The sequence below is a fragment of the Limnochorda sp. L945t genome (assembly GCF_035593305.1).
GTDB classification, from domain to species: Bacteria; Bacillota; Limnochordia; order Limnochordales; family Geochordaceae; genus Carboxydichorda; species Carboxydichorda subterranea.
Window position 1 is genome coordinate 784,816 of record NZ_CP141615.1, and the last position, 12,991, is coordinate 797,806.

Genomic DNA, 12,991 nt, shown 5'->3' on the forward strand with positions numbered 1-12,991 from the left:
GGAGAGGAGTTGACAGGGGATGGCGATTCTGCGACGCAGCAGAGGGTTGCGCAATCTTGGAACCGGTATTTTGTCGGTTGTGCTTGTCCTTGCGCTCGGGGCCGGTGCCTCGGCAAAGACCACCATCACGGTTGGGGTGTTTCCTGACCTCGACTCCGTCATCAAGGCGGTCATCCCGGAGTTCAACAAGGCGTACCCCGATATCGAGATCAAGCTCCAGGCGCTCGGGTACGCCGACCACCATAACGCTTTGCTCACGGCTCTCGCCACTGGCTCGGGCGCTCCGGACGTGGTGGCCGTCGAGATCGGCTACCTCGGACGCTTCGCCGTCCAGGGCGGCCTCACCGATCTGAGCAAGCCTCCTTTCAGTGGCGGGCAGTACCGAGATCTGTTCGTGCCTTACGCCTGGGGCCAGGCCACGACGGCGGACGGCCGGATCGTGGCCATGCCCGCTGACATCGGACCAGGGACCATGTTCTACCGCCGCGACGTGGTGCAGGCCGCCGGGCTCGACATCAACACGGTGAACACGTGGGACGAACTGGTGGCGTTCGGCCGTAAGGTGACCCGGGATACCAACGGCGACGGCAAGCCGGATGTGTTCCTCATCGCGGCTGCCTCGACCATCGCCGACGCCATGTACAGGGGCAACATCCCAGAAGGTGAGGGCGTCTATTTCGATGCCCGCGGCCGCACCGTCGTGGAGAGCCCCCGATTCGTCAAGGCCTTTACGGTCGCCCAGCAGGTGCGCCGAGCCGGCCTGGACGCCCGTATCGGTTCCTGGAGCAACGAATGGTACGAGGCGTTCAAGCGGGGCACTGTGGCAGTGGAGTTGTCCGGAGCCTGGCTGGCCGGCCATCTGCAAAACTGGATGGCGCCAGACACAGCGGGCAAGTGGGGCGCCCGCGACCTGCCCGAGAACATGTACGTGAGCTGGGGCGGGTCGTTCTACGCCATTCCCGAGCAATCGAAGAACAAGGCTGATGCATGGAAGCTGGTCCAGTTCCTGACGACCCGCCGAGACATCCAGTTGCTGGCGTTCAGGACCACCAACGCGTTCCCCGCGCTGCGGGCCGCGCTGGACGACCCGACCTTCGACGAGCCCGTGCCGTTCCTTGGTGGACAGAAGGCTCGCCGGATGTGGGCCGAAGCGGCCAGCAAGGTGCACGCATCGGTGATCCATCCGGGCGACCCCGTCGCCCAGGAGATCGTGACGTCCGCCCTGACCCAGGTGCTCGAGGAGGGCAAGGACGTCAAACAGGCCTTGGCCGAGGCCAAGCAGCTCATCGAACGGCGGGTGCGGCGGTGAAAGCCGTGCAGGGGCCGGGTCACAAGCTGGACGGGCCCACTTCGCATGGGGCCGGGCCGGCTGGCCACCCGGCCCCGGCCCTTTCGACCCGGGCGGCGGCCGACACAGCGCTCCGCACGAGGCGCTGGGGGGTCAACCGGTCCCGCTGGCAGCGGCGGGCCGCGCCCTACATCTTCGTCAGCCCGTTTTTCATCCTGTTTGCCATCTTCGGTCTGTACCCCATCGCCTTCTCATTGTACCTGTCGTTTCACAACTGGAACGCCGTGGGCGGGCTCGGGACGATGGAATGGGTCGGCATTGAGAACTACGCGTTCTTGCTGACCGACCCCTGGTTCTGGAAGTCCCTGTGGAATACCGTGGTGCTGCTGGTCGTATCGGGCCTGCCGCAGCACGTCATCGCCATTCCGCTCGCTTTCATCCTCAACTCGGGGCTGGTGCGGCTACGCAATCTCTTCAGCTCCTCGTACTTCATGCCCTACATCACCTCCACCGTCGCGGTGAGCATGATCTTCGCCACCATCTACGGCACCCAGTACGGGGCTCTGAATGCGGCGCTGAGCTGGCTGCAACAGCACGCCGGGCTTGGATGGCTGTTCGACCTGGTCGGCCTCGAGATGCCGGTCAACTGGCTAGGGCGGGCCCCTTATATCAAGCCGGCTATCGCGATGCTGGTCGTCTGGCGATGGTTTGGCTGGAACACCGTGCTCTACCTGGCGGGCCTTCAGACCATTCCACGGGAGCTTTACGAGGCGGCCATGGTGGACGGCGCCGGCGTTTACCAGCAGTTCCGGTGGATCACGCTGCCGCTACTCAAGCCCATCGTCTTCTTCGCGATGACGCTCACCATCATCGGCAACATGCAGCTCTTCGACGAACCCTACATCCTCACCAACGGCACGGGCGGTACCAGTGAGGCCGGGTTGACGGTCGCGCTGTACCTGTACCGGACGGGCTTCGAGTGGCTGTACATGGGGTCGGCGGCGGCCATGTCGTGGGCGTTGTTTCTCGTCATCGTCGGATTGTCGTTTGCCAACTTCCGCCTCATCGGGCGGGCCGGGCTCGAGCGCCGCGGCGGGTGAGGAAGGGCGGGAACGACCGATGCAGCGTTTGGCTTCGTGGCCGGCGAAGGTAGTCATTTACATCTTGCTCGGAGCCATGGCGGCCCTGACCGCGTTCCCGTTCTACTGGATGTTCGTCCTGGCCAGCCACGACCGCTCGACCATCTTCCGGGCGCCGCCGCCCATGTGGTTCGGGGACGCCGCCTCGGCCAACTACCACCGGCTCGTGGGAACCCTCCCCTTCTGGCGCAACGCGTGGAACAGCCTCTACACGGCCCTCATGGCCACGGCCACGACGCTGTTCTTCTGCAGCCTGGCCGGGTTCGGCTTTGCCATGTACGACTTCAAGGGGCGGGATGCGCTGTTCGGGTTCTTGCTGGCCACCATGATGGTGCCGGGGCTTTTGGGGATCATCCCGTACTACCTGATCATCAAGTGGTTGGGCTGGCTCAACTTCCCCCGGGCGCTGTACGTCCCGGGGATGGCTTCCGCGTTCGGGATCTTCCTGATGCGCCAGTACATCGCAAGCGCCGTGCCGGCCGACCTGCTCGACGCCGGGCGCATCGACGGCCTCAGCGAGTTCGGCCTGTACCGCACGGTGGTGGTCCCCCTGATCAAGCCCGCGATGGGCACGCTCGGCATCATCACCTTCGTCGGGCAGTGGAACAACTTCATGGGCGCCCTCATCGTGCTAAAGGAGCGGGAGGCCTACACGCTCCCGCTGGCCCTGCGGTCGCTGCAGGGGCTCATCTCGACGGACTGGGGCGCCCTCATGCTGGGGACGGCCCTCAGCGTGCTGCCGCTGCTGATGGCTTTCGTCGTGGGGTCTCGCCGGATCATCGAGGGGCTCACGGCAGGCGCTTTGAAGGGGTGAGAAGGGGTGCTCCGCTTTCCGGAGGGGTTCCTGTGGGGCTGTGCGACGGCGGCATACCAGATAGAAGGCTCTCCGCTCGCCGATGGTGCCGGCCCGTCGATATGGCACCGGTTCAGCCACACGCCGGGAAACGTCGAACGCGGCGACACCGGCGACGTGGCCTGCGACCACTACCGCCGGTGGCGGGACGACGTCGCCCTCATGCGGGAGCTGGGGTTGAAGGCGTATCGGTTTTCGGTAGCCTGGCCCCGAGTGCTGCCGGACGGGCGGGGGGCGGTCAACGAGACGGGCCTGGCTTTCTACCATCGCCTGGTGGACGCGCTGCTCGAAGCCGGCATCGTTCCCTTCATCACGCTGTATCACTGGGATCTCCCGGGCGCCCTGCAGGACCTCGGTGGCTGGGCCAACCGGGACGTGGCCGGGTGGTTCGCCGACTACGCGGCGCTCCTGTTTGACCGGTTGGGGGACCGGGTGCGCCATTGGATCACCCTGAACGAGCCGTGGTGTGTGGCGCACCTGGGGTACATCGCCGGCGTCCACGCCCCCGGGATGCGGGATCTGTGGGCGGGGCTCAGGGCGGTTCACCACCTGCTGCTGGCTCATGGCCGGGCGGTGCAGGCGTTTAGGGCGAGCAACGTCAAAAAGGGTCGAATAGGCATCACGCTCAACCTGGCCCCTCAGTACCCGGCGAGCCGGTCGGAGGCGGACCTCGCCGCGGCCCAACGCGCCGACGCCTATCACAATCGTCTCGTTCTCGACCCCATCTTCAGCGGTCGGTATCCGGAGCTCCTGGTCCGCCGCTTCAACGACGCCTGGCCTGACGCGCCGCAGGCGGACCTCGAGACCATTGCCACCCCCATCGACTTTCTCGGCATCAACTACTACAGCCGGGGTGTGGTGGCCCACGCGCCCGGGGCGGGGTTCCTGGAGACGCGGAGCGTTGCCCAGCCTGGCCCGCACACGGCCATGGGCTGGGAGATCTATCCCGAGGGGCTCTTCGAACTGCTGGTCCGGATCCACGGCGAGTACGGGGGTCCCACCCTCTACATCACGGAAAACGGCGCGGCTTTCGATGACCGCCTGGAGCCGTCGGGCGGCGTCCATGACACCGACCGGCTCGACTACCTGCGACGGCACTTCCTACAGGCGCACCGGGCCATCGAGGCGGGGGTACGGCTGCAGGGCTACTTCGTTTGGTCGCTCATGGACAACTTCGAGTGGGCGCACGGCTATTCGAAGCGCTTCGGAATCGTCTACGTGGACTACGAGACCCAGCGGCGCGTTATCAAGCAAAGCGGGCACTGGTACCGCGAGATCATCGCTCGAAACGGGCTGGAGAATGGGGATGCGGTCTGATGGGAGCCGTTGTTCGCCACCGCGCCCTGCTTCCCAGCCGGATCCGGGGCTGGCTCTCCCTGGCTGCCGCGTTGGCCGGCGGGTGGGCGCTGGCTGGAGCGGGAAGCCGAGCGTGGGAGCCGTCGGAAATCCAGGCGGGGGCGAGCGGGCTTCCTTCCGCCGACGGGGCAGCCGTCACCGCGACCGAGTGGCCGAGCCGGCCTGTGGGGCGGCTGCCCGAACTGGCCGTGTCGGGCTTCAACTTTGCCAACTTCATGCAGGTGGTGGGATTCGAACGGGAACTGGGCGAGCTTCGCATCCGTTCCATACGCTTCCCCGCCGGCAACCTTGGGGACCAGAGGGATCGTACGCCGGCCGACCTCGACCTGCTGCGCCGGCACTGGCTGCTGCTCGGGCGGCCTCAGGTCGTGATGCAGGCGCGGGTCTTCGGCGGGACGCCCCAGCAGGCGGTGGAGGCCGCGCACTATGCCGCGAGCATCGGCTTGCCCATCGCTTACTGGGAGATCGGCAACGAGCCGGATCTCTATCCGCCGGCCGGATCCTGGACGCCGGAGGGGTACTGTGAAACCTTCCGCGCCTTTGCCGACGTCCTCCGGCCTGAGGCCCCACAAGCCCGGTTTGCCGGTCCGGCTGTCTCGGGGGGCAGCCACAAGATGGAGTGGGTGCGCCGGTTCGTCTTCGCCTGCGGGGACGTCGTGGACGTGGTCACCTGGCACGTCTACCCGACCGACGGCTCCTGGCGCGAAGACGAGGCGCTGGCCACCTCCGCCGAGGTGTCGTCCGAAATCGAGCTCGTGCGGAGCTGGCTTCGGGACCCCGTGACCAACCCCCGAGGCTGGCGGCGAGCAGGGGAGGTTGGACTTGGCGTCACGGAGTTCGGGCTGTCGTGGCGTTCGGCCAGCTTCCGCCACCTCGCCGACTTCACGGCCGCGCTGTGGACGGCCGACGTGGCGGGCCGGCTGATGGCCGGAAGGGTCGAACTCGCCCAGTACTTCGCCTTGCAGGATACCGGGGGCCATGGCCTGCTCGATGGGGCGGGGTTCACCCGGCCCACCTACTACGTCTTCCGGATGCTGAGCGATTTCCGCGGGAGCGTCGTTCCCGTACGGCTTAACGGTGCCAGGGCCACGGTCTCGGCGTACGCGGTGGCCGGCGACGACGGCATTCTGAGGGTGCTCGTGGTCAACACCGATGCTTCGTCGGCGTTCCGGATGCACCTCGAGGCTGCCGAGGGAACAGGTACGCGGGTCCTTTCGGCGGAGCAACTGACCCAGACATCTCTCGAGACATACGATGACGTGGTTTCACTGCCTGCCACCCTTCCTGCCCTGATCGCGCCGCGCTCGGTGACGGTGGTCAGGCTCGGGGTCACGGCGCGCCGTGACCTGCGCTATGAAGTGGGTAGACGAGCAAGACCACTCGACGCCTGTTCTGAACCGACAGGGGAGCTGCACTTGCGCCTGGAGCGGCTCTAACCGAGCGGACGGCGTACCCGTGCGGGAAGATTGCGCTGTTCGGCTGCGAGGGTGGCGCTTCAGTCGTCACGTTAGCTGCCGGGGGATCCGCAGCCTTCCCTGCTGAGGGCGTCGATCATGCGCTGGAGGTAGGCCTCGAACCGGCGGAAGGCCTGCTCGAGCTCCTGGCGGATGCGGGGCAGCTCCCTCACCAGGTGCTCCGTTCGTATCGGCCGCCGCCGTTCTCAAGGATTCCCGTGGATGAGCTCTCCTTCCCGACGGATGCATGCGGCCAGGCCGGGAGAGGAGCTCTCGTGGTCAGCGACCTCGGGCGGGCCGCACCGGTCCCATTGCTCCCAGCCCTTCCCGAGCGGCCAGGAGGGCGGCCTGGGTGCGGTCGGCGACGCCGAGCTTGCGCAGGATGCGGGTGACGTGGGACTTGACCGTCGCCTCCGAGATGACCAGCTTCCCGGCGATCTCGGCGTTGCTTTGCCCTTCGGCGAGACAGCGCAGCACGTCCCGTTCTCGGGGGGTGAGACGGTCGAGGGGCGAGGGCGTCTTCGGCCGGGTCAGCTGCCGCACCACGGTACCCGCCACCGTGCTGCTGAGATAGATGTCTCCGGCCGCCACGGCCAGGATGGCCCGGGCGAGTTCGTCGGGGCTCACGTCCTTGAGGAGGTAGCCGGCGGCCCCCGCCTCGAGCGCGGGAAGGAGCTTGTCCTCGTCCGAGAAGCTGGTCAGGGCGAGGCACCGCACGGAGGGGAGTTCCCGTTTCAAGCGCCGGATGGCCTCGATGCCGTGGGTGCCCCACGCCGGCCCGGGTGCCTCATCTAGGCTCCGTGATGACGGTACGGGAGCCGTACCCAAGGGCATCACGAGGTCGACCAACACGACGTCGGGCAGGTACTTGAGGGCAAGGGAGACGGTCTCCTGAGCGGTGGCCGCCTCTCCGACCACCTCGATCTGCGGGTGGGTGGCCAGGTACATTTGAATGCCCGTTCTCACGACGCCGTGGTCGTCTGCGAGCAACACCCGGATGCGCCGCCCCGGCGCGTGGCTTTCAGCCACCGGCTTCCACCGGCTCCCGGAACGGGGCAGCGGGTTGGTGCCGGAGAGGTACCCACGCCACGGCAACGGTGCCGCGGCCGGGCTTCGACTTCAGGCGCAGCCAGCCCCCTGCCAGCGCGCACCGCTCGGCCATGATGGAAAGCCCGTGCCCCGTCCCATGGGAGTGGACGGAGGCCACGTCGAACCCGGCGCCGTCGTCAGCCACGGTGATGCGAAGCCCGCCGTCGGGCAGCCCGAGGCGGACGCAAACCGTACGTGCGCCGGCGTGGCGCAGCGCGTTATGCACCGCCTCCCGGCCCACCATCCACATCGTCTCGAACTGCTCGGCGCTCAGACGGGTGGTCCCGCCAACCGGGCGCCTCGGCCCTTCCACGCGCACCTGCACCCGGTCTCCCCGGGCCAGGGGATGATAGCGTACGAACTCCCCCAGAGCCGCCGCGAGGTCGGCGACGGTGCGGTGGCGACCGGGCCGGGGCCGCAGCTCGTGAACCAGGCGGCGCATCTCCTCGAGCGCCGCCCGGGCCCGCACTTCTCCCTGCCCGAGAGCCTCCTGCAGCCGGCCGGGGTCGCCGCCTCGAGCGGCGTGACGGGCGGCGGCCAGCACCATGGTGAGGGAGAAGAGCTCCTGGCTGACGGCATCGTGCAGCTGCCGCGCCATCCGGTGGCGTTCCTCCTGCCGGGCCAGTTCTCGAGCCCGGATCCGCAGCCGGCAGCTTTCCAGGGCGAGGGCGAGGTGAGCGCCCAGGGCGCGCAGCGCCTCCTCGGCAGCCTCGGGCCACGGGACCGCCGCCCAACGCTCGATGAGGATGGCGCCCACGCGGCGCGAGCCCACCCGCACGGGGACGGCGGCCCAGCTCCCGGGAGTGTCGAGCACCCCCACGGAAAGGCGGCGGCGCCGGGAGCCGGCCGCCGACCCGAGGTGCAGCTTCCCGAAGCGCCACGCCAACCCCAGCAAGCTCCGCCCGGGAACCTCGACGCCCGCCCGCCATGCAAGCGTGTGGCCCTGCGCCTCGGGGCTGCCCGGCCTGCTCCCCGGGCAGCCCCGCGCCGTCGCCGCCGCCGCCAGGCGCAGCTCCTCCTCGCCGAGCGCTACGCTCACCGCGTCCACTCCCAGGGCGTCCACGCATGCCTCGGCGAACCGGCCGGCCACTTCTGCGAGGGCGTTCTCGGCATCGTCCGCGGCTCCCGCCCCGGCCGCTGCCGGCGAGCCGGCGGCCAGCGCCCGGCTGACCCGTTCGACCGCCTCGAAGAGGCGTGCCCGCTGGCGCTCCCGGACGAACAGCCGCGAGCGCTCGAGCGCGGTGCCGAGGTGCTCGCCGGCCGCCGTCAGCAGGTGGAGCGCGGCCGGGTCGAAGAGCGCCCGCCCGGGCGAGGCCACGTTGAGGATGCCCAGGGTGCCCGAGGTGCCCTTGAGGGGAACGCTCGCATGGTACACGAGCCCCTGGCGGTCGCCCCGGGCCTCGTCCAGCCGGCTGCACTGGACGATGTTGACGGCCTCACGCAGCTTTCCGTCGTAGAACTGCCGGAAACACTCGCACAGGCCCCGGCGAAGGGGACGCCACTCGCCGGCCGAGAGCGCCGGAGGGAGGGCGTGGGCAGCGGTCACCCCCAGGCGCCTGCCGTGCGGCGCGGACAAGAAGAGCCAGGCGGTGCGCAGCCTCAACAGGCGTACCACCAGGGCCAGCACCTCGTCGAGCGCCGCCTCGACATCGGCGCGGGAGTTGAGGAGCCTGGCGATCCGGTCGAGCACCTCCAGGGCATGCAGATCCCCGCTCACGGCGCCCGGCCCGTCCATCGTCTGCCCAGGCCTTCTTTGCCCGGTTGCCACGCTGGTATCATACCGTACCGCCTCACTCGATGAGGCAAAGATCGCCGAACTCGTGCCAGCGGTACCCGCGAGCCATCGCATCCACGTAGGCCGCGCGGAGGAGCTCCGGATCCGCCAGCGCCGCCATCATGGCCAGGTGAGTGGTCTGGGGGGCGTGCAGTCCCGTGACCACGGCCCCGACCACGCGCGGGAGGTAACCCGGCCCGATGAAGAGCTCGGTCCAGCCGCTGGTGGCCTCCACCCGCACCCGGCCCCACCTGGCGCGGGCGGCGCTCTCCAGCGCCCGTACCACCGTCGTGCCCACGGCCACCACGCGCCGGCGTTGCCGCAGAGCCCGGTCGATCTGGACGGCGCTGCTCGCCGGGATCTCGTACCACTCCGGATAGACCGCTCCCGGGCCCGCCTGGCCGGAGCGCAGTTCGTGGCTCGAGAGTCCCGTGTGGAGCAGCACTTTGGCCAGCTCCACCCCCCTCCGGCGCAGTTCCCACAGGATCCGGTGCGTGAAAGGGCGTGCCGCAGAGGGCATCTCGGCCGAGCCCGGCACCTCCCCGACGGCCGTCTGGTAGGCGCTGAGAGGCCACGGCGCCTCCACGTAGCCGTAGCGAACGGGCTCGCCGAAGCGGTTCATCAGCTCCATGGCACGGCCGTGGACCTCCGCCTCCCAGAGCCGTGCGAACCCTCGGTACCGGTGCAGCAGCTCCACGATGGTGCCGTCGGGGGCCTCGAAGCGTTCGGCGGGACGGACGGCGTCATCGAGCGGCCGGGTGCCCTCGGCGGCGCGGACTTCGACGACCCAGCGTTCCCGGGATGCGTCGAGGCACGTGGAGAAGTGAAGGCGCACGCGGCTGCCGTCCGTCGGCCGGCGCACGGGGACGGAGGCGGGGAGGGTCTGGGATGCGTTGAAGACCACCAGGTCGCCCGGCCGGAGCAGCGCGGGCAGCTCGGTGAAGCGATGGTGTTCGAAGCGCCGCCTGGCTCTTTGCACCACCAGCAGGCGCACGTCCTCGCGCTCGCGGCCCTCGGCTTCGGGCGGGGCAGCCGCCACGGTCCCGTCCGGGAGGACGAGGCCCGAGAGGGCTGGGGGGAGCGGAGGCGGTGCCTCTCCGGGCCGGGTGGCGCCGTTCGTACGGGCCGTACGGAGCTTGCGTATCCATCCGTCCAGTTCCGCCTGGCGCCTGCGTTCGGCCATGATCTCCTGGGCCAGCCGCAAATCGGGGTAGGGCAACATGGTACCTGTTCACCCCCCGAGCGTGACACGAAGCGGGACGGATGGCCCGGGCGGCGGGGCGGACGGGTCCAGCAGGGACTCCGCCAGATCCGCCATCTTGCGGGCGACCCGGCGCGGGTCGGCCAGGGCCGACGGATCCGCATCGGGAACGGCCGCCCGGTGCATGGCGGTGTCCATGTCGCCCGGATCCACGGCGACGAACCGGACCGAGCGCCCGGCCAGTTCGTGCGCGAAGGTGCGGGTCACGAGTTCGAGAGCCGCTTTGCTGGCGCCGTAGACCCCCCACCCGGGGTATCCTTCGAGGGCCGCGTCCGACGTGACGCTGACCACGAGCGCCCGGGGCGCCGCCTCGAGCAGGGGCCAGGCCAGCTGGATCAGGCGTACCGGCGCCAGCACGTTGGTGCGGAAGACGGGTTCGAAAGCCTCGAACGGCACCTCCAAGAGCGAGGGAAGGGGCACCGGCCCCAGGGCCGATGCGTTGTGGACGAGGAGGTCGAGACGGCCCCAGCGGCGGGCGACCGCATCGACGAGGGCGGCCCGGTCGGCTTCGACCGAGACGTCGGCCCGCCGGGCGAGGAGCCGGGCACCGGGGCATTCCTGCTCGAGTTGGGCGACTGCGGCGAGCAGCTGCTCCTCATGACGAGCCGCCATGGCGACGACCCACCCCCGGCAGGCGAGTTCCCGGGTCAGCGCGAGCCCCAACCCCTGGCTCGCGCCGGTGACGAGCGCCACCCGTGCCGGCGTCTCCTGCGGAGACGCTGCGGATGATGAGGCAAAGAAGGTCATGCAACCCCACGCTCCCGTCCGATCGGCAATGTCGATGGCATCGAGCGATGTCCGGCTCATCGAGCGACCGACATCCGTTGCATCGAACGATGCCTGCTGCAGGATCGCCCGGGGCACCCGGTGGGGTCTTCCGGCGCCGGGATGAATCGGTTTACGACCTTCGGATGATGGGTGGGCACCTCGACAGGAGTAGACGAAATCGAGGGGCTCGGCTATACTGCCCCCGGGCCGAGGGGAGAAAGTCAGGTGAGCGAGCAGCCCTGGAGAGACCGGCTCGAGCGATCGCTTCAGAAGGCTGTCCAGCAGATTGCGTCCCGGTACCGGCCGGCACGCATCATCCTCTTCGGCTCCCTTGCCCGAGGAGACGTCCACGAGGACAGTGACATCGACCTCCTGATCATCAAGCAGACAGACCGGCCGTTTCTGAAGCGAATCGACGATGTTCTGGCCGTCCTCGATACCGAGGTACCGGTAGAGCCCATTGTGTACACGGAACACGAATTCGAGCGCCTGGCACGCGAGGGACGCGATTTCATCGCCACGATCCTCAGGGAAGGCAGGGTCCTCTACGACTGCCGACATGGATCAGAATCGCCGCGAGGCCGAGCGTTGGCTCAGCTACATCCCCACCCGCTACCCCGACGCGCTCCCGGACGAAAACCCGCACGAAGCATTCGGGGCCGAGGATGCTGACGACGCCATACGCCGTGCGGACAATGTGCTTCGGGCCGTGAAGGCGGCGATGGCCTCCCGGGAACCGGGCGCGAATCCATAGTGCGAGCAGGGCCCGCAGGTATGGCGGGTGCGAATCGGCAAGGCGGCAGGCGACCGAGCGGGGGCCGGCTCGTGAGTTCGGCGGCCGGCGTGAGAGGCGCGCGGTTGGCGGCCCGAGTGCCGTTCATGGCCGCGGCGGGGCTGGCCCTGGTGGTGGCGGGCCTGGTGGGGCTCGTTCGCATGGGGTGGGTGCTCCCCGCCCTGTCGCCGGCCCTGGTCGCCCGGCACGGCCCCCTCATGGTGAGCGCGTTCCTCGGCACCCTCATCAGCCTGGAGCGGGCGGTGGGGCTCGGCAAGAGCTGGGCGTATGTGGCCCCGGCGTTCGGGGCGGCCGGCTCGGTGATGCTCCTGGCCGGGCTGCCCGACCTGGTGGCGGCCGCCGTCTTCTCGGCGGCCGCCACCACGCTCGTCGCCGCCTTCGGGGCCATCTACCGGATCCGGCCCAACCGGCCCAACGCCGTCCTGGCCCTCGCCGCCGCCATGTGGCTGGGCGGCAACGTGGCATGGGGCGCCGGCGTTGCCATGCCCCTGGTCGTGGTATGGTGGTCGGCGTTCCTGGTGCTCACCATCGCCGGCGAACGCCTCGAGCTTGCGCGCATCCGCACGCGCGCTGCGCTCGCCGAACTCGCGTTTTTCGCGGCTTCCGGGGCGGTCGCCCTGGGCCCTGTCATCTCCCTGGCGACCGCCCCCGCGGGGATTGCCGTCACGGGGGCCGGGCTGGCCGGGCTCGGCGCATGGCTCGTGCGGTACGACATCGCGTGGCGCACCGTCCGGCTTCCCGGCTTGAGCCGCTACATCGCCTGGTGCTTGCTGCCCGGGTACTTCTGGCTCATCGCCGGGGGCGTCGCCTGGGTGCTCGGGCCCGGCGTCTGGGGTGGCGGGGTCTACTACGACGCCATGCTGCACGCGGTCTTCCTGGGGTTCGTGATGTCCATGATCTTCGGGCACGCGCCCGTCATCGTGCCGGCGCTTCTCGGTGTCCCCGTGCCGTACTCCCGCCGCTTGTACGCTCCGCTCGTGCTGCTGCACGCCTCCCTCGTCAGCCGCATCGCGGGTGACCTGCTGCTCTGGATGCCGCTCCGCCTCTGGAGCGGGATTGCCAACGTGGTGGCAGTGCTCGGCTTCCTGGCGGTGCTGGCCCTGACGGCACGGACGGCGGGGCGCCTCTCTTCCCAGAAGTAGAGGACGAAGCAGAGGACATGACGCCGGCTCAGTCGAACCTGCGTTCCCCGCGGCCTTGACACCCGGCCGGTGCG

11 protein-coding genes are annotated in these 12,991 nt (G+C 69.3%); 7 read left to right on the forward strand and 4 right to left on the reverse strand.

From position 1 onward, the window contains the following. The first annotated feature begins 19 nt into the window (after positions 1–19). Genes U7230_RS03615 through U7230_RS03635 form a run of 5 tightly spaced genes read left to right on the forward strand, consistent with a single transcriptional unit; the run spans position 20 to position 6,072 of the window. Positions 20–1,309 carry an ABC transporter substrate-binding protein gene (locus tag U7230_RS03615; protein ID WP_324717374.1) on the forward strand — a complete coding sequence of 430 codons (1,290 nt, stop codon included), beginning with the start codon at positions 20–22 and terminating at the stop codon, positions 1,307–1,309. Then, positions 1,306–2,388: a carbohydrate ABC transporter permease gene (locus U7230_RS03620; protein ID WP_324717375.1), complete on the forward strand. Its 1,083-nt coding sequence runs from the start codon at positions 1,306–1,308 to the stop codon at positions 2,386–2,388. Before U7230_RS03615 ends, U7230_RS03620 begins: the two co-directional genes overlap by 4 nt. 19 nt (positions 2,389–2,407) lie before the next feature. Then, positions 2,408–3,241: a carbohydrate ABC transporter permease gene (locus U7230_RS03625; RefSeq protein WP_324717376.1), complete on the forward strand. Its 834-nt coding sequence runs from the start codon at positions 2,408–2,410 to the stop codon at positions 3,239–3,241. A gap of 6 nt (positions 3,242–3,247) precedes the next feature. Continuing rightward, positions 3,248–4,597 carry a GH1 family beta-glucosidase gene (locus U7230_RS03630; RefSeq protein ID WP_324717377.1) on the forward strand — a complete coding sequence of 450 codons (1,350 nt, stop codon included), beginning with the start codon at positions 3,248–3,250 and terminating at the stop codon, positions 4,595–4,597. Beyond that, complete coding sequence (locus U7230_RS03635) at positions 4,597–6,072, forward strand: glycosyl hydrolase (protein WP_324717378.1); 1,476 nt, start codon at positions 4,597–4,599, stop codon at positions 6,070–6,072. Before U7230_RS03630 ends, U7230_RS03635 begins: the two co-directional genes overlap by 1 nt. A gap of 297 nt (positions 6,073–6,369) precedes the next feature. On the opposite strand, the gene U7230_RS03640 is transcribed toward U7230_RS03635, so the two are convergent. From U7230_RS03640 to U7230_RS03655, 4 genes are read right to left on the reverse strand one after another with little or no spacing between them, the layout of a single operon-like run. Further along, positions 6,370–7,119 carry a response regulator transcription factor gene (locus U7230_RS03640; protein ID WP_324717379.1) on the reverse strand — a complete coding sequence of 250 codons (750 nt, stop codon included), beginning with the start codon at positions 7,117–7,119 and terminating at the stop codon, positions 6,370–6,372. Beyond that, complete coding sequence (locus tag U7230_RS03645) at positions 7,112–8,914, reverse strand: sensor histidine kinase (protein ID WP_324717380.1); 1,803 nt, start codon at positions 8,912–8,914, stop codon at positions 7,112–7,114. Before U7230_RS03645 ends, U7230_RS03640 begins: the two co-directional genes overlap by 8 nt. A gap of 55 nt (positions 8,915–8,969) precedes the next feature. Beyond that, complete coding sequence (locus U7230_RS03650; RefSeq protein ID WP_324717381.1) at positions 8,970–10,175, reverse strand: S-adenosylmethionine:tRNA ribosyltransferase-isomerase; 1,206 nt, start codon at positions 10,173–10,175, stop codon at positions 8,970–8,972. A 9-nt stretch (positions 10,176–10,184) separates the two neighbouring features. Continuing rightward, positions 10,185–11,021: an SDR family NAD(P)-dependent oxidoreductase gene (locus U7230_RS03655; RefSeq protein WP_324717382.1), complete on the reverse strand. Its 837-nt coding sequence runs from the start codon at positions 11,019–11,021 to the stop codon at positions 10,185–10,187. A gap of 186 nt (positions 11,022–11,207) precedes the next feature. On the opposite strand from U7230_RS03655, the gene U7230_RS03660 reads away from it, so the two are divergent. Together U7230_RS03660 and U7230_RS03665 are read left to right on the forward strand one after the other, a co-directional pair. Then, positions 11,208–11,654, forward strand: coding sequence for a nucleotidyltransferase domain-containing protein (locus U7230_RS03660; RefSeq protein WP_324717383.1), 447 nt, complete (start codon positions 11,208–11,210; stop codon positions 11,652–11,654). A 186-nt stretch (positions 11,655–11,840) separates the two neighbouring features. Beyond that, the gene (locus U7230_RS03665; protein WP_324717384.1) at positions 11,841–12,917 is read left to right on the forward strand and encodes a DUF8744 domain-containing protein; all 1,077 of its coding nucleotides are present in this window, start codon (positions 11,841–11,843) and stop codon (positions 12,915–12,917) included. Positions 12,918–12,991 lie beyond the last annotated feature (74 nt).

Excerpts from the sequence above, each read along its gene's own strand:
- U7230_RS03655 (WP_324717382.1), bottom strand. The coding sequence starts at position 11,021 with ATGAGCCGGACATCGCTCGATGCCATCGACATTGCCGATCGGACGGGA.
- U7230_RS03615 (WP_324717374.1), top strand. The coding sequence starts at position 20 with ATGGCGATTCTGCGACGCAGCAGAGGGTTGCGCAATCTTGGAACCGGT.
- U7230_RS03645 (WP_324717380.1), bottom strand. The coding sequence starts at position 8,914 with ATGGACGGGCCGGGCGCCGTGAGCGGGGATCTGCATGCCCTGGAGGTG.
- U7230_RS03635 (WP_324717378.1), top strand. The coding sequence starts at position 4,597 with ATGGGAGCCGTTGTTCGCCACCGCGCCCTGCTTCCCAGCCGGATCCGG.
- U7230_RS03650 (WP_324717381.1), bottom strand. The coding sequence starts at position 10,175 with ATGTTGCCCTACCCCGATTTGCGGCTGGCCCAGGAGATCATGGCCGAA.
- U7230_RS03625 (WP_324717376.1), top strand. The coding sequence starts at position 2,408 with ATGCAGCGTTTGGCTTCGTGGCCGGCGAAGGTAGTCATTTACATCTTG.